The sequence below is a fragment of the Streptomyces sp. NPDC001339 genome, assembly GCF_042895955.1.
Lineage (GTDB): Bacteria > Actinomycetota > Actinomycetes > Streptomycetales > Streptomycetaceae > Streptomyces.
Genome location: NZ_JBIAWT010000005.1, coordinates 492,437 through 506,629, shown reverse-complemented (window position 1 = coordinate 506,629; position 14,193 = coordinate 492,437). Strand labels below are relative to the sequence as shown.

The 14,193-nt window shown below is 69.6% G+C and carries 14 protein-coding genes; 9 read left to right on the top strand and 5 right to left on the bottom strand.

Annotated features, from left to right (window positions below; translation table 11 throughout):
• Positions 1–71 precede the first annotated feature (71 nt).
• From ACFY12_RS17670 to ACFY12_RS17650, 5 genes are all read left to right on the top strand, one after another.
• Positions 72–362, top strand: a complete 291-nt coding sequence (locus ACFY12_RS17670) for a hypothetical protein (protein ID WP_390716680.1) — start codon at positions 72–74, stop codon at positions 360–362.
• An 87-nt stretch (positions 363–449) separates the two neighbouring features.
• Positions 450–1,667 carry a WXG100 family type VII secretion target gene (locus ACFY12_RS17665; protein WP_390716679.1) on the top strand — a complete coding sequence of 406 codons (1,218 nt, stop codon included), beginning with the start codon at positions 450–452 and terminating at the stop codon, positions 1,665–1,667.
• Between the two features lie 38 nt (positions 1,668–1,705).
• The gene (locus ACFY12_RS17660) at positions 1,706–2,797 is read left to right on the top strand and encodes a hypothetical protein (RefSeq protein WP_390716678.1); all 1,092 of its coding nucleotides are present in this window, start codon (positions 1,706–1,708) and stop codon (positions 2,795–2,797) included.
• Positions 2,798–2,812: 15 nt separating this feature from the next.
• The gene (locus tag ACFY12_RS17655; RefSeq protein ID WP_390716677.1) at positions 2,813–3,448 is read left to right on the top strand and encodes a hypothetical protein; all 636 of its coding nucleotides are present in this window, start codon (positions 2,813–2,815) and stop codon (positions 3,446–3,448) included.
• Between the two features lie 188 nt (positions 3,449–3,636).
• Positions 3,637–4,185: a hypothetical protein gene (locus tag ACFY12_RS17650; RefSeq protein WP_390716676.1), complete on the top strand. Its 549-nt coding sequence runs from the start codon at positions 3,637–3,639 to the stop codon at positions 4,183–4,185.
• 281 nt (positions 4,186–4,466) lie between these two features.
• Here ACFY12_RS17650 and ACFY12_RS17645 read toward each other — a convergent pair whose 3' ends face one another.
• Positions 4,467–5,288, bottom strand: coding sequence for a trans-aconitate 2-methyltransferase (locus tag ACFY12_RS17645; RefSeq protein ID WP_390716675.1), 822 nt, complete (start codon positions 5,286–5,288; stop codon positions 4,467–4,469).
• A 164-nt stretch (positions 5,289–5,452) separates the two neighbouring features.
• On the opposite strand from ACFY12_RS17645, the gene ACFY12_RS17640 reads away from it, so the two are divergent.
• A complete protein-coding gene (locus ACFY12_RS17640; RefSeq protein ID WP_390716674.1) occupies positions 5,453–5,950 on the top strand; it encodes a MarR family winged helix-turn-helix transcriptional regulator in 498 nt (165 codons plus the stop codon).
• Between the two features lie 281 nt (positions 5,951–6,231).
• On the top strand, positions 6,232–7,161 hold the full coding sequence (locus ACFY12_RS17635; RefSeq protein WP_390716673.1) for an SDR family NAD(P)-dependent oxidoreductase: 930 nt from the start codon (positions 6,232–6,234) through the stop codon (positions 7,159–7,161).
• An 89-nt stretch (positions 7,162–7,250) separates the two neighbouring features.
• Here ACFY12_RS17635 and ACFY12_RS17630 read toward each other — a convergent pair whose 3' ends face one another.
• The 4 genes from ACFY12_RS17630 to ACFY12_RS17615 all read right to left on the bottom strand — a co-directional run bounded on the left by ACFY12_RS17630 (position 7,251) and on the right by ACFY12_RS17615 (position 11,811).
• A complete protein-coding gene (locus tag ACFY12_RS17630; RefSeq protein ID WP_390716672.1) occupies positions 7,251–8,117 on the bottom strand; it encodes a LuxR C-terminal-related transcriptional regulator in 867 nt (288 codons plus the stop codon).
• Positions 8,118–8,525: 408 nt separating this feature from the next.
• Positions 8,526–9,707: a galactokinase gene (gene galK, locus ACFY12_RS17625; RefSeq protein WP_390716671.1), complete on the bottom strand. Its 1,182-nt coding sequence runs from the start codon at positions 9,705–9,707 to the stop codon at positions 8,526–8,528.
• A complete protein-coding gene (galE, locus tag ACFY12_RS17620; protein WP_390716670.1) occupies positions 9,704–10,699 on the bottom strand; it encodes a UDP-glucose 4-epimerase GalE in 996 nt (331 codons plus the stop codon). Before galE ends, galK begins: the two co-directional genes overlap by 4 nt.
• Positions 10,696–11,811, bottom strand: coding sequence for a galactose-1-phosphate uridylyltransferase (locus ACFY12_RS17615; RefSeq protein ID WP_390716822.1), 1,116 nt, complete (start codon positions 11,809–11,811; stop codon positions 10,696–10,698). Before ACFY12_RS17615 ends, galE begins: the two co-directional genes overlap by 4 nt.
• 302 nt (positions 11,812–12,113) lie before the next feature.
• On the opposite strand from ACFY12_RS17615, the gene ACFY12_RS17610 reads away from it, so the two are divergent.
• Entirely contained in the window at positions 12,114–13,808 is a 1,695-nt protein-coding gene (locus ACFY12_RS17610; RefSeq protein ID WP_390716669.1) for a sodium:solute symporter family protein, read from the top strand.
• A gap of 59 nt (positions 13,809–13,867) precedes the next feature.
• A complete protein-coding gene (locus tag ACFY12_RS17605) occupies positions 13,868–14,164 on the top strand; it encodes a hypothetical protein (RefSeq protein WP_390716668.1) in 297 nt (98 codons plus the stop codon).
• The last annotated feature ends 29 nt before the right edge of the window (positions 14,165–14,193 follow it).

Sequence of the window (14,193 nt, the reverse complement as noted above, 5' to 3'; positions counted from 1 at the left end):
GTTATCCGGCGTGTGCGCCGGTCCGGAATCGTCGCGCCGAGGAAATAGCCGAGCCAAGGGGGAATCGCATTATGGCGACGGACTTCAAGATAGACATCGGGCGAGTCCAGCAGATGCTCAACAAGCTCTCGGATGCGGACGACCGCATGCGCGATGCCCAGAAGCGCCTGAAGAAGGTGGGCCCGAAGGCACTGGGTACGGACGGCCTCGATGACGCCTGTGACGAATTCCAGGGGCAGTGGGGCGACGGCATCAAGCGGATCGCGGACGCCTCCAAGGACATCAGCGAGAGGCTCAAGGCAACGCTGGACGCCTACAAGGCGGGCGAAGAAGAGAACGCCAAGGCAATGGGGAAGAAGTAACCGCCACTCCCTCCCCATTCCACTCCTCACTTCATTCCCGGTCCCAGCAACAGGCCTGATCGCAGAATCACCACAGGGGGAAAACGCATGTCCTGGCGCAGCATGTTCATCGAAGACGACTCGGCCTGGCCCGGGGTCGGCTTCAATCCGGCCAAGGGAGATCTGCACGCCATCCAGGCGCTCGCCTCGGATGTGAAATCCGTGGGCGACGAGCTGGAAGAGCTCGACCATCTGCTCAAGTCGGTCGGCAAGAGCGACGGCGCCTGGGAGGGTGAGGCGGCGCAGAATTTCGCGAAGAAGCTCGGCGAACTGCCCAAGTACCTGCGGCAGGGCACCGAGTCGATGCACGACTGCGCCAAGGCGCTGCGGGGCTGGCACACCCATCTGCAGGGTTTCCAGGACAAGGCCGGAAAGATCGAGGCGGAGGCCGCAACAGCCCGTAAGCAGGCCGAGGCGGACAGCGATCACTACAACAAGCTGTACGTGAAGTACCAGCCGATGTTCGGGCGGCCGATGGACGCGGCGGAAGCCAAGCGCATCGACAACGAGATGGAAACGGCCCGGGACAAGGCGAACAGCTCCCAGGACAAGCTGGACGATCTCGTCCGCGAGGCGGAGCGCATCTACGCCCAGTGGAAGGACCGCGCGGGCGAGGCGGAACGCGCGATCCTCAAGGCCTCGGAGAACCACCCGCCGGACATCCACTGGTGGAACCGAGCCATCGACGGCCTGAAGGCCGGCTTCCGGGCATTCACCGACTGGCTCGTCGAGCATGCCGATCTCCTGTCGACCATCTCGTCCGGGCTGGCCGCCGCAGCGCTGGCCTGCGAGTTCGTGCCCGTCCTCGGTACGGCGGTGGGTGCCGTCCTGGCCGGCGCCTCCGCGGTCTGTGCCGCCGGTGCCATGGCGGGGCACTGGATCGGTAACGCCCGTGGGAACGGCACCCCGGGGTGGAAGATCGGCCTCGATGCGCTCGGTGTCATCCCGGGTGTCGGCGGCATCGCGAAGTCGGCGTTCGCAGGCGCCAAAATCGGCTCACGCGCCGCGAGCATCGCCGGGGCCGGCGGGCTGGGGAAGGTGGCCGCTGGAGCCCAGGGCCTGACCCGGGGATACAAACTCGGCGAAAAAGTCTACGAAGGAGTGCGGTCCCCCCTCAGCCAAAAGGGTATCAATTACCTCCTCAAGGGAAAGTTCCCGGAGGGAGTACCAGCAAAACTTGAGGCCGGTATACAGCTGCCCATCAAGGCGGGGTCGTTCATCCATGGCGCGGAGAAACAGATCTCCGGACATTCGGGAGAAAAATAGGATCCCTCGCTGAACAACGAAACGGAACAACGACTCTTATGCTGTCGCAGCAGAAATCATCCAGACTGCACATAGGCTGGATAATGCCGCCGTTCGTTCACGAACTTCCCGTGAATGCCATGGATGACGAAACAGCGGCCGACCAGTTGTACACCCTGGCCACGGAACTCCTGCCGAATCACCCACCGGCGTACCAGTACCGCTTCGCACTGGGCCTCTCGGCCCAACTGGAGCCGATGGCGGCAGCCAACGTCATCTACGCCGGTCTCTGCCCGCTCGAGGTGGACGGACGGCCGAGCCTGTCGACCATCGTCATCAGCCAGATAACGCACGACAGCGAAGACGAGGCCGGGGCACTGCGCACGACCCGCGAGCTGCTCGAACGGAAGTATCCGGACGACGACTGCCAAACCGTGGAGCTGACGTGCGGCCCCGCCCTCACCCGTGAGGGCACGTCCTCGTTCGTCATCGACGCGGAATGGTCGGCATCGGGCCACGAACTGCCGGTCACGCAGTCGCAGATGCAGGCCTATATCCCCTTGCCGGACACCTCCGAAATGCTGGTCTTCGAGCTCAGCTCGCAGGTGGGCGAGGACTGGGGGCTGCATGCCGAGCTCTTCACCGAAATCCTCAACACCGTCGACTGGGGAACGGACCAGGAGGTCGAGGACTACCGGGCCATGCGGCAAAGCGCCCCGGCCGTGGTCGAGCCGGCGGAAGAAGTGAAGCAGGAACTGTACTGGCACTCCAGCCGGTTGATGGATGCTGTCGCCCTGCGCGGCAGCATGGGCGGCGGAGAGGTCACTTCCCTCACGTGTTCCTCATGCTGGGCCAAGGGCATGCGGTCCGCGTGCTCGGCACGGCACGACTGGTACATCGGCAACGTGGCGAGCGACGATCTCCTGCCCGCACTGCCGCGGGTGATCGAGTCCTTCGCCTCGCAAGGATGGCGGCCGGACGAGGAGGGCACCGGGGAAAGAGTCCACGTATGGGCCGGGGACGAGGCACCCGAGCGGTCGGCGGGTTATGCCTTCACCGCATCCGTGGATACCGGAGCCGGCACGTTCACCGCTGAGGTAACCGCGCCGTGTGCCCGCGCCTCCGCAACGTCCGATTCCCTGTTCGGCTGAGAGGAGCGGAGAGCGTTGCGGGCCGATCTGGAACAGAAGGTCGCCGCGGTACTGCCCGCGGGCGTGGCTTGCCTGGGTGGGTTCACCACGGCGCGCTCGCCGTTGTCCAGCGGTACGAACGGCTGCGACGTGCCGGACAGGCGGCGGCCCGTCGTGCTGACCGACGGGCGGTCCAGCTCGGGAGATTTCCTGGGAAAGCTCGGGAATTTCTTCTTCCGGGCCGCAACCGCCGATATTCCGTCACCCAGTAGTCGAGCCGATACGGCGCTCGATCCGGCCAAGAGGGCGAAGAGCCAGAAGAGGAAATCTCCGTTCTTCGGCGGCTGGGACAGCATGGCCGGCCAGTGGCTGGCAGCCGCTCAGCCGCGAGCCAAGGTGGGCGTGATCACCGCGGTCGCGCTCACCGAAAGGAATTTCCAGTTCGTATACGCCCAGTACAACCGCTGGAACGGGAAACTGGACGAGGCGATCGAACTGGGTGCGTCTTTCCGCCGAGATGCCCTTTCCTGGACCCGACTGAAAGACAGCAGCTTCAACGAGGTCCAATTCGGTTTCTCCGACGGCTCGTGGGGGACGTTGCTGGGCCCCGACGCGGAGGAACGCGCGCGATTCTTCCCGCACATGCTCGGCGAGGGTGACCCGATCCCGTAGCCGTCGGCACCCTCTCTGCGTGATTCGCCTCCAGAGAAGGGCCACTGCGGATTCCGTGTTCGGATGAGCGCAGCACGTCATGAGACTGGAGGAGTCAGATGCCCTTGAGGCCGGAGTTGTACGAAAGAGTCGCATCGGTGCTGCCCGGGAACGAGCAGTTCCTCGGTGGGTTCGATGTGCACCGGCCCATGTCAACGGACCGGGAGGACGATGCCGACGTACCGACCGCCCTGCGCCCCGAGGTGCTGAGCGGCGGAGAGGCGATAGCCGGGGACAAGGCGGGAGGATTTCTCTCGTTCTTCTTCACCGCCGCGACCAACACCGAGCCCAAGGAGGGCAAGGTGAAGGCCACGGGTGACCCCGCGGCGCGGGCCTTGCGGCAGAAGAAGAACGGCCTGTTCTTCGGGGAGTGGGAGAGCCTGGCGGGCCGGTGGCTGGCCGCCTCGCAGCCCCGCTCCCGGATGGGCGTGCTCACCGTACTCGTACTTACGGGAAGCCATCTGCGGTTCGTGTACGTACAGCGGCGGCGCGGCGGTTCGAAACTCGGCGACGCCGTGGCGGCGGGTGAGGCGTTCCCCCGTGGCCAGCTGGCGTGGACGCGTCGGCACGGCAAGCGGTCCACCGACTTCCAGTTCGGATTCACCGATGGATCATGGGGAACGCTGACGATCCCGGACGACAAGTACTTCCTGGAGCTGTTTCCGGGGACGCTCGGCCACAAGGACCCCATTCCCTGACGGGTCGATGCCGAGGTGGAGCCGGCCGACTCCGCCTTCGGGCAGGGAGTCAGGTAGGGCGCGGGCTCGGCGCCTCCGCGTGCTGGTGCCGGCCGGGTCGACGGAGTGGAAGCGACGGCAGCTCGGGAGGTGAGCCGTACCGGCCTCGAACCAGTGTCCCGCGCGAGCCGCGAAGGGGGTGGTCGAGGCCGGTGATCACGGCAGTCGCCTCGTGTCGGCCGGGAGGGTCGGCAGGGCGATCGGTAGGGCGATCGGTCGGAGAACGGGGGGCGGCGGGGAGGTCACAAGGCGGGTTTGTGGGCTACCGCGAAGATGCGGCGGAAGGGGAAGACCGTGCCGTGGCGGCCGGCCGGGTAGGCCTTGCGGAGGGCGTCGCGGTATTCGGCGAGGAAGGCTTCCTGGGCGGGCGGATCGTCCTCCAGGGCGGTCAGGACGGGGCGGAGGGCAGTGCCCTTGACCCAGTCGAGGACCGGATCGTCGCCTTGCAGCAGCTGGACGTAGGTGGTCTCCCAGACGTCGGTGGTGCAGCCGAGGTCGGTGAGGTGCTCGAGGTAGTCGGCGGGTTCGAGGATGTGAACGAAGCGCCGGCCGTGGGTGCCGAGGCGGTCGCGCCACCGCGGGGAGTCGCACAGTGCGCCGAGGAGGGCGTGGCTGGGCGAGGTGAAGTTGCCGGGGACCTGGAAGGCGAAGGTGCCACCGGGCGTGACGGCGTCCAGCCAGCGGGCGAAGGACTCGGGGTGGTTGGGGACCCACTGCAGGGCCGCGTTGGAGACGATCAGGTCGAACCGCTCGTCGGGGACCCAGTCGGCGGCATCGGCGGGTGCGAAGTCGAGGTGGCCGCCACCGGGGGTGGGGCCGGCATGGGTCTCGGCCTCCTTCAGCATCTCCGGGGAGTTGTCGTACCCGGTGATGTGCGCGTCGGGCCAGCGGACGGCGAGTTCGGCGGTGACATTGCCCGGGCCGCAGCCGAGGTCGGCGATACGGGCGGGGCGGCGCCGCACGGGGAGTTCTGGTATCCGGGCGATCAGGTCGTGGAAGGGGCGGGTACGGTGCCCGGCGTGGCGTAGGTATTGCTGCGGATCCCAGATGGGCGCTTCGTACATGTTCTGAACCCCTTTGCTGGTGCAGGGCTGTCTCAAAGCCGGCACGGCCCGAAGCAGGCCGTCTCGGCCAATGGCCGAGTCTCGCCGACGATGCCCCATAGTCCAGGAAAATATATCTTGACGTCAAGAGACTTCATGTCGACAGACCCTCTACACTGATCGTCATGGAGGACGAGGTCGACCGATTGGTCGCAGCATGGCGCCGGGAGCGCCCGGACCTCGACGTGGAGCCACTCGAGGTCCTCAGCCGTGTCTCCAGGCTGGCCAGACACCTCGACCGGGCCCGCCGCATCGCATTCGCCGAGGTGGGACTGGAGCCCTGGGAGTTCGACGTCCTGACGGCCCTGCGCCGCACCGGAGCGCCGTATCAGCTCTCCCCGGGGGCCCTGCTGACCCAGACGCTGGTCACCTCGGGGACGATGACCAACCGCATCGACCGGCTCGCCAAGAAGGGCCTCGTCGAGCGGCTGCCCGACCCCAGTGACCGGCGAGGAGTGCTGGTCAGGCTGACCGCCGAGGGCCGCGACAAGGCCGATCAGTCGCTGGCCGGACTGCTGGCGCAGGAACGCGCCATCCTGGCCGAACTCTCCCGCGAGCAGCGCACCGAACTGGCCGGACTGCTGCGGCGGTTGACGGGACCGTTCGACAACCTTCCCAGCTGATCCCGATTGCCCCGGCCAGGCCGTCGGCTTAAGCGGTCGACAGCATTCCGCCCGGGTGCACGGCAACCCTCGTGCGCAGGCGTGCGAAAACTTCTCGAAGCGGGACACGGGCGCGTGCTCCCGGAGCATACGGCGCGGGCGCGGTCGGACGAGGCCGCCGTCGGACGAGGCGATAACTGAGGGCGCGCGGGCATGAATTGCGCGCCCGTTTTCGCTTGGGGGCGCCCCTCCCCTTTTACGTCCCCTTGCCCGCCCCTCGTCCGGTGCACTTGGATCACGTCATGGACCAGCAGCACGCACCGCACCCGGCGAACGGCCCGTACGGCAGGCGGTTCGATGGCCGTACGGTCCTGGTGACCGGGGCCGCGGCCGGGATCGGGGCAGCCACCGCCGACCGGCTGGCCGCCGAGGGCGCCGCCGTCCTGCTGCTGGACATCGACGACGAGCGCGGTGAGCACCTCGCGCGGCGCATCCGCACGTCCGGCGGCCGGGCCTCGTACGCGCACTGCGATATGGCCGCGGAGGACGACTGGCGACGGGCCGTGGAAGCGGCACGGCGGCGCTATGGGCCGGTGGACGGCCTGGTGGTCGGCAATGTCTGCACGCCATACGAGGACCTGCCCTACGGGGACCCGCCCTACGGAGACCTGTCCTACGGAGACCCGTCCTACGGAGACCCGTCCTACGGGGAGCTGCCCGCGGACGAGGCCTCCACCGGGGGCGAGGCCGCTGCCGGGGACCGGGACCGGCGGCTCGCGGTGTGCCTGGCCGGTGCCTTCCTCGGCTTCCGTGCCGCTGTGGAGGATCTTCGGGTGCGGGCCGGCGCGGTGGTGCTGACCTCGCCGGTTCCCACACCGGTGAGGTCTGCGGGGGCGGCGGGGGTGGCGGGGCCGGCAGGGTCGACGGGGTCGGTGGGACGGCCCGAGGAGGTCGCCGCCGTTGAGGCCGGACTGACCCGTCTGGGGCGTCAACTGGCCGTCCTTTACGGGCCGGAGGTGCGGGTCAACAGCGTGCTGCCAGGTCCTGTACTGGCCGCGTCCGGCGGGCAGGAGCCGCAGGGCGCCGCCGCGGAGACGGCCGCGCGGCGGCTGGGGCGGCCCGAGGAAGTCGCCGCCGCCATCGCCTTCCTGCTCTCCCCCGAGGCGTCGTTCATCACTGGCACGAGCCTCGTCGTGGACGGCGGCCGCCGCGCCGCCGCCCCACCGGCCTGACGCTGCCCCACCGGCCTGACGCCGCCCCACCCGTCTGACGCCGCCCCACCGGTCTGACGCTGCCGGACAACGCCTCTACGAAAACGCCCCTACGGAACGGGTACCGAGGCCGCCGCGGCCGCCGTCTCCAGCTCGACCGGGCCCACCCCGGCCCGGCGGGCCAGCGCCACCGCCGCGAGGGTCGAGTGCACCCCCAGCTTGCCGAGCACGTTCTGCATATGCGTCCGCACCGTGTGCGGGGAGAGGAACAGCCGCTCGGCGACGGCCTTGCGCCCCAGGCCCGCCACCATGCAGCGCAGCACCTCGCGCTCCCGCGGCGTCAGCGACTCCACCAGCCGCTCGCTCTCCGACCGGTGCTTGCGGGCGGCGGTCAACTCCCGCAGGACACCGGTCAGTAGCGCCGGCGGAAGATGCGTTTCATCACGCAGCACACCGCGGATCACGGCGAGCAGCCGGGAGAGCGAGCAGTCCTTGGCGACCCAGCCCGAGGCACCGGCCTGGAGCGCGGCGGCGGCCCGGCGTGGGTCGTCGCGGTCCGCGAGGACGACCGTGCGCAGGTACGGGTGGCTGCTGCGCAGCCCGGAGACCAGCGCGATCCCGTCCCGCGGGCAGTTGCGCGGGACCGCTTCACGCGCCGGGCGCACCGCCGCGTCACGGGCCGTGGGCGCCGCCGCGTCACGAGCCATGGGCACCGCCTCACGAGCCGCCGGCACCGCCTCGCGGGCCGGGCCCGGCGGCTGTGCGGGCACCGCGAGGAGCGGTGCGGCGAGGTCGGCGTCGGCGAGCAGTACGTCGAACCGGCGGCCGTCGGTGGCCGCCCGGTCGAGCGTGCGCAGGGCCGCGGGAGCGCTGCCCGCGGCCGCGACGTCCACGTCCTGTTCCGCGGCGAGCGCGGCTGCCAGGGATTCGGCGAAGATGCGGTGGTCGTCGACCACCAGAACCCGGATGCGTTGCACAGAGACCCCCTGTCTCGGTGAACGGACCATAGCGGGCACGACGCCCGGATTGAAGATCGCCTCAACCGCACGGCCGCCGCCGTGCTGGCATGACTACCCCACCCGGCGCGCCGTACCCGAACGGTCTCGCCCCCCTGATCAGCACCGGCCCCCACCGGTGCAGGATCTCAGAGTACGGACGGTGTGCGGCAAGGGAAGGCGATTGGCGAAACTCCTGTCCCCGTCAGGCCATTTGGCGACGTTCCGGTGGCGGCCCGGTGACGGCCCGGTGGTCGCACGCCGCCCGGCGCGCCCTCCGGAGCGCCGTCCACCACGCCCTGCCCGACCCCACTCCCTGCCCGACCCCGTGCGCTACCCGACCTCATGCCCTGCCCGACCCCGTGCGCCACTGCTCCCGCCTCCCGTGCGCTACCTGATCCGGTGCGCTCCCGCGCTCGGGACGGCCTCGAAGAGCCGTGGGGCGGTGTACCCGGCAGCCGCGAACGCCTCGGTGACCGCCGCGCCGACGGCCACCGCGTCCGCCTCCTCGACGAGCACGACCGCCGAGCCGCCGAAGCCGCCGCCGGTCATCCGGGCCCCGAGGGCACCGGCCGCGGTGGCGGCCTCGACGACGAGGTCGAGCTCCGGGCAGGAGACGGCGAAGTCGTCGCGCAGCGAGGCGTGACCGGCCGTCAGCAGCGGGCCGATGGCGCGGGGACGGCCCGCGTCCAGGCAGGCGATGACCTCGGCCACCCGGTGGTTCTCGGTGACGACGTGCCGGACGAGGGGCTGGACATCGGCTACGTCCGGTGCGCCGGCCAGTCGCGCCAGCGCGTCGGGCAGCTGCGCCGGGGCCACGTCGCGCAGGGCCCGCACCCCGAGCGCCCGCGCGGCACGCTCACAGCCGGCGCGCCGTTCGGCGTATGCGCCGTCCCCCAGTGCGTGCTTCACCCGGGTGTCGACCACCAGGAGCCGCAGTCCCTCGCCCGGCAGGTCGAACGGCACCTGGCGGTGGGTGAGTTCGCGGGTGTCCAGGAACAGGGCGTGCCCTTCGGTGCAGCAGGCCGCGGCGGTCTGGTCCATGATTCCGCAGGGCACCCCGACGAAGGCGTTCTCGGCGCGCTGGGCGATCCGGGCCAGCCGCTGCCGCTCCAGGCCCAGCGCGAAGAGGTCGTCGAGGGCGAGCGCGGTGGCGACCTCCAGGGCCGCGGAGGAGGAGAGTCCGGCACCGGTGGGCACCGTGCTCTCGTAGTGCAGATCCGCACCGCCGACGGGCAGCCCGGCCTCCCGCATCGCCCAGACGACGCCCGCCGGGTAGGCGGCCCAGCCGGCCTGGGGCGGCGCCGGGCGCAGCTCGTCGATACGCAGGTCGACGACTCCGCCGTCGGCGCCGCCGGAGTGCAGCCGCAGCACTCCGTCGGTACGGGGCGCCGCGGCGGCGAGTGTGGTGTGCGGGAGGGCCAGCGGCAGCACGAAACCATCGTTGTAATCGGTGTGTTCACCGATCAGGTTGACGCGGCCGGGGGCCGCCCAGACACCGGTCGGCTCCGCCCCGTACACCTCGCGGAAGGCCACTGCCGTCCGGGGTGCGGCATGCTCCGTGTCTGTCACGCGGACTCCTCCGCCCTTCGCCGGGCGAACTGCCACGCGTCGGCGACGATCCCCGCCAGGTCGGCGCGGCGGGGCCGCCAGCCCAGCCGGTCGATGGCGGTCCGGGCGGAGGCCACCAGGACGGCGGGGTCACCGTCGCGGCGCGGAGCGGCGACCTCCGGGATGGGGTGCCCGGTGACCTTGCGGGCGGTCTCGATGACCTCGCGTACGGAGAAGCCGTTGCCGTTGCCGAGGTTGCAGATCAGGTGCTCGCCGGGGGCCGCCGCGTCGAGGGCGAGGAGGTGGGCCTCGGCCAGGTCGGCGACGTGGATGTAGTCGCGGACGCAGGTGCCGTCGGGGGTCGGGTAGTCGTCGCCGTAGACGGAGATCGCCTCGCGCTTGCCCTGGGCGACCTGGAGGACGAGCGGGATGAGGTGCGACTCGGGGTCGTGCCGCTCGCCGCAACTGCCGTAGGCACCGGCCACGTTGAAGTAGCGCAGGGAGACCGCGGCCAGCCCGTGGGCGGTGGCCTCGCCGCTGATCATGTGGTCGACGGCGAGCTTGCTCGCGCCGTACGGGGAGGTGGGGGCGGTCGGGTCGGTCTCGGTGATCGGGGTGCGCACCGGCTCCCCGTACGTCGCGGCGGTGGAGGAGAAGACGAGCGTGCGCACGCCCGCCGAGCGCATCGCGGCGAGCAGCGCCATGGTGCCGCCGACGTTGTTGTCCCAGTACTTCTCGGGTTTCGCGACGGACTCTCCGACCTGCGAGAACGCGGCGAAGTGCAGCACCGCGTCGTACGAGGCGTCGAACCACTCGGCCCGCTCGGCGCCGCGCTCCCCGTCGAACGCGGTACGGATGTCGCCCTCGATGAACTCGGCGCCCGCGGGGACGCCGTCCCGGAAGCCGGTCGAGAGGTTGTCGAGGACGGTCACCGTGTGGCCGGCCTCCAGCAGGTGCTGCGCCACGACGCTGCCGACATAGCCGGCCCCACCCGTCACCAGGTACTTGCTCATGACTCGCTCGCTGCCTCTCGCAGTCGTTCGGCCGCGGCCTCCGGCGGCACGTCGTTGATGAACACGTTCATGCCGGATTCGGAACCCGCGAGGAACTTCAGCTTGCCGGATGTCCGGCGAATGGTGAACAGCTCGAGGTGGAGGGCGAATTCGGCGCGCTGCTCGGCGCGCACCGGCGCCTGGTGCCAGGCCGCGATGTACGGGGTCGGGGTCGGCGCCGGCGCCGGGTGGGCGGACGGCGTGAGGGGCGGGGCAGGCGGGGCCCCGCGCCCCTGGTCGAAGATCCGGTCGAACCTCCGCAGGAGCTCCAGGTAGACCCGTGGGAACTCGGCGCGCGCGGCGTCGTCGAGGGCGGGCAGATCGGGGACGCGGCGCTTGGGGTAGAGGTGCACCTCGTAGGGCCAGTGGGCGGCGTACGGGACGAAGGCCAGCCAGTGCGTGCCGTCGAGGACGATACGGCGGCCGTCGGCGCGTTCGTCGGCGAGGACGTCATCGAAGAGGTTCCGGCCGCCGGTCGCCTCCCGGTGGGCGGCGAGCGAGGCGAGCATGCGCTCGGTGCGCGGGGTGACGAAGGGGTACGCGTAGATCTGGCCGTGCGGATGGCCGAGGGTGACGCCGATCTCCTCGCCACGGTTCTCGAAGCAGAAGACCTGTGCCACGCCGGGGAGTTGGGAGAGTACGGCGGTGCGGTCGGTCCAGGCGTCCAGGACCAGGGCGGCCTGTGCGTCGGTGAGGTCGGCGAAGGAGGCGTCGTGGTCGGAGGTGAAGCAGACGACCTCACAGCGGCCGTGACCGCCGGCCAGGGAGGGGAAGCGGTTCTCGAAGACGGCGACGTCGTAGTCGGCGGCGGGGATCTCCGAGAGCCGGCCGCCGCGGGAGGGGCACAGCGGGCACTCGTCGGCCGGCGGGTGGTAGGTGCGGGCCTGGCGGTGGGAGGCGATGGCCACGGAGTCACCGAGGAGGCGGTCGTGGCGGATCTCGGAGGCGGTGGCGACGGGGGCGAGGGGGCGCCGGTCGACGGCGTCCCGTACAGCGCCGCCCCGCGCGTCGTAGTCGTGGTCGTAGTAGATGAGCTCCCGGCCATCCGCGAGCCGCGTCGTCGTCTTCTTCACGTTCTTCACGCTCTTCACGTTCTGCACGGAAAGCCGCTCCTCACCCGACTCCGCCACCTCAACACAAACAAACACAATGAAGCACAACTAAACAATCGCGTCAACGCAGCCGCCGCGACCAGCAGGGCCAGCCGCGACCCGGGCCCCAGCCCCCAGCCCCGCACCCCAGCCCCCTCGCACGCATCCCTCAAGATCCAACAACTCAATCCAACAAAAGTCTTCAGTTTCCCGAGGTCTCGGCGTAGCTTTCTGTGCGTTCTGATCGCTTGCGTTCCGATCGCCCGAGGAAGCGAGTTCCCACCGTGATCACCCTGGCTGAAGGGCTCCGGCTCCCCACCAACGCCCTGGACTACACGATCCTGGCCCTCTACTTCATCGTCGTCCTCGGCATCGGATTCGCGGCACGACGGAGTGTCAGGACGAGCCTGGACTTCTTCCTCTCCGGGCGGTCACTGCCCGCCTGGGTCACCGGCCTGGCGTTCGTCGCCGCCAACCTCGGCGCCACCGAGATCCTCGGGATGGCCGCCAACGGCGCGCAGTACGGCACCTACACTGTCCACTGGTACTGGATCGGCGCCATCCCGGCGATGGTCTTCCTGGGCCTGGTGATGATGCCGTTCTACTACAGCTCCAAGGTGCGCTCGGTGCCGGAGTTCCTGCTGCACCGCTTCGGCCCCTCCTCGCACCTGCTCTCCTCGGTCATCTTCGCCGTATCGTCCGTACTCATCGCGGGCGTGAACCTCTACGCGATGGCGATCGTGCTCCAGGCGCTGCTCGGCTGGCCGCAGTGGGTGGCGATCGTGGTCGCCGGCTTCTTCGTCCTGGCGTACATCACCATCGGCGGCCTCTCCTCGGCGATCTACAACGAGGTGCTGCAGTTCTTCGTGATCCTTGCCGCGCTGATACCGCTGACCGTCGTCGGCCTCAAGCGCGTCGGCGGCTGGGACGGCCTGAACCACTCGCTGTCCTCCTCGCACGGCGAGGCGTTCCTCACCGCCTGGAAGGGCACCGGCATCGGCGAGAGCAACCCGCTCGGCGCGAACTGGCTCACCATCGTCCTCGGCCTCGGCTTCGTGATGAGCTTCGGCTACTGGACGACGAACTTCGCCGAGGTGCAGCGCGCGCTGTCCGCCAAGAACCTCTCCGCCGCCCGGCGCACCCCGCTGATCGCCGCCTTCCCCAAGGTCCTCATCCCGATGGTCGTGATCGTCCCCGGCCTGATCGCCCTGGTCATGGAGCCGACGCTGGGAAAGTCCGCGGATGGCCTCCAGTACAACGACGCCATACCGGTCCTGATGCGCGACCTGCTCCCCAACGGCGTGCTGGGCATCGCGGTGACCGGCCTGCCGGCAGCGTTCATGGCCGGTATGGCGGCGAACGTCTCCTCCTTCAACACCGTCTTCACCCACGACATCTGGGCCGCGTACCTGAAGAAGGGCCGCGCGGACGCGTACTACCTCGCGACGGGCCGCGTGGTGACCGCGGTCGGGGTGCTGATCGGCATGGGCACGGCCTTCATCGCCTCGTCCTTCAGCAACATCATGAACTACCTCCAGACGCTCTTCTCCTTCTTCAACGTGCCGCTGTTCGTGGTGTTCGTCATCGGCATGTTCTGGAAGCGGACCAGCGCCGCGGCCGGCTTCTGGGGGCTGCTCTCCGGGACCGTGGCCGCGATGGTCAACTACTTCTGGTTCTACCAGCAGGGCGTGATCTCCCTCCCCTCCGACCAGGGCGCCAACTTCGTCTCCTCGATCGTCGCCTTCGTCGTCGGCGCGCTGGTGATGGTCGCCGTCACCCTGGTGACCAAGCCCAAGCCCGCCGACTCGCTGGCCGGCCTGGTCTACGGCACCAGGTCACCCGGTATGGACGGTAGGGACGTGGACGGCAGGGAGGAACCGGCTGCCGAGGGCGACGACGCCTGGTACCGCAAACCGGCCCTGCTCGGCTGGGGCGCGGTCGTCCTGGCCGCCGCCTGCTACGTCCCCTTCTCCTTCTGAATCCTCCTGAACGCCTCCTGATCATGAACAGCATGGGAAATCAATGGAGTTGACCCACCATGAGTGACCACCACCACGAGGTCGAAGAGCTGGAGCGGACGTCAGCGACCGCCGCGCGCCTCTTCGACGTACGACGCGTCATCGGCGGCCTGTTCGTCGTCTACGGCGTGATCGTCACCCTCGCCGGCCTGAACGCGTCCGACGCGGACCTGAAGAAGGCCCAGGACATCAACATCAACCTGTGGACCGGCCTCGGCATGCTCGCCCTCGGCCTCTTCTTCCTGGTCTGGCTGAAACTCCGGCCGGCAGAAATGGCGGTCGGGGCGGAGAACGACGGCCGCCCCGGAAGCGGCTGAACCGACCCTCCCGGAAGCAGCTGAACCGA

Bases quoted from the DNA above. Each gene is read 5' to 3' on its own strand.
- ACFY12_RS17670 (WP_390716680.1), top strand. From the start codon at position 72: ATGGCGACGGACTTCAAGATAGACATCGGGCGAGTCCAGCAGATGCTC.
- ACFY12_RS17665 (WP_390716679.1), top strand. From the start codon at position 450: ATGTCCTGGCGCAGCATGTTCATCGAAGACGACTCGGCCTGGCCCGGG.
- ACFY12_RS17660 (WP_390716678.1), top strand. From the start codon at position 1,706: ATGCTGTCGCAGCAGAAATCATCCAGACTGCACATAGGCTGGATAATG.
- ACFY12_RS17650 (WP_390716676.1), top strand. From the start codon at position 3,637: ATGTCAACGGACCGGGAGGACGATGCCGACGTACCGACCGCCCTGCGC.
- ACFY12_RS17645 (WP_390716675.1), bottom strand. From the start codon at position 5,288: ATGTACGAAGCGCCCATCTGGGATCCGCAGCAATACCTACGCCACGCC.
- ACFY12_RS17640 (WP_390716674.1), top strand. From the start codon at position 5,453: ATGGAGGACGAGGTCGACCGATTGGTCGCAGCATGGCGCCGGGAGCGC.
- ACFY12_RS17635 (WP_390716673.1), top strand. From the start codon at position 6,232: ATGGACCAGCAGCACGCACCGCACCCGGCGAACGGCCCGTACGGCAGG.
- galE (WP_390716670.1), bottom strand. From the start codon at position 10,699: ATGAGCAAGTACCTGGTGACGGGTGGGGCCGGCTATGTCGGCAGCGTC.
- ACFY12_RS17605 (WP_390716668.1), top strand. From the start codon at position 13,868: ATGAGTGACCACCACCACGAGGTCGAAGAGCTGGAGCGGACGTCAGCG.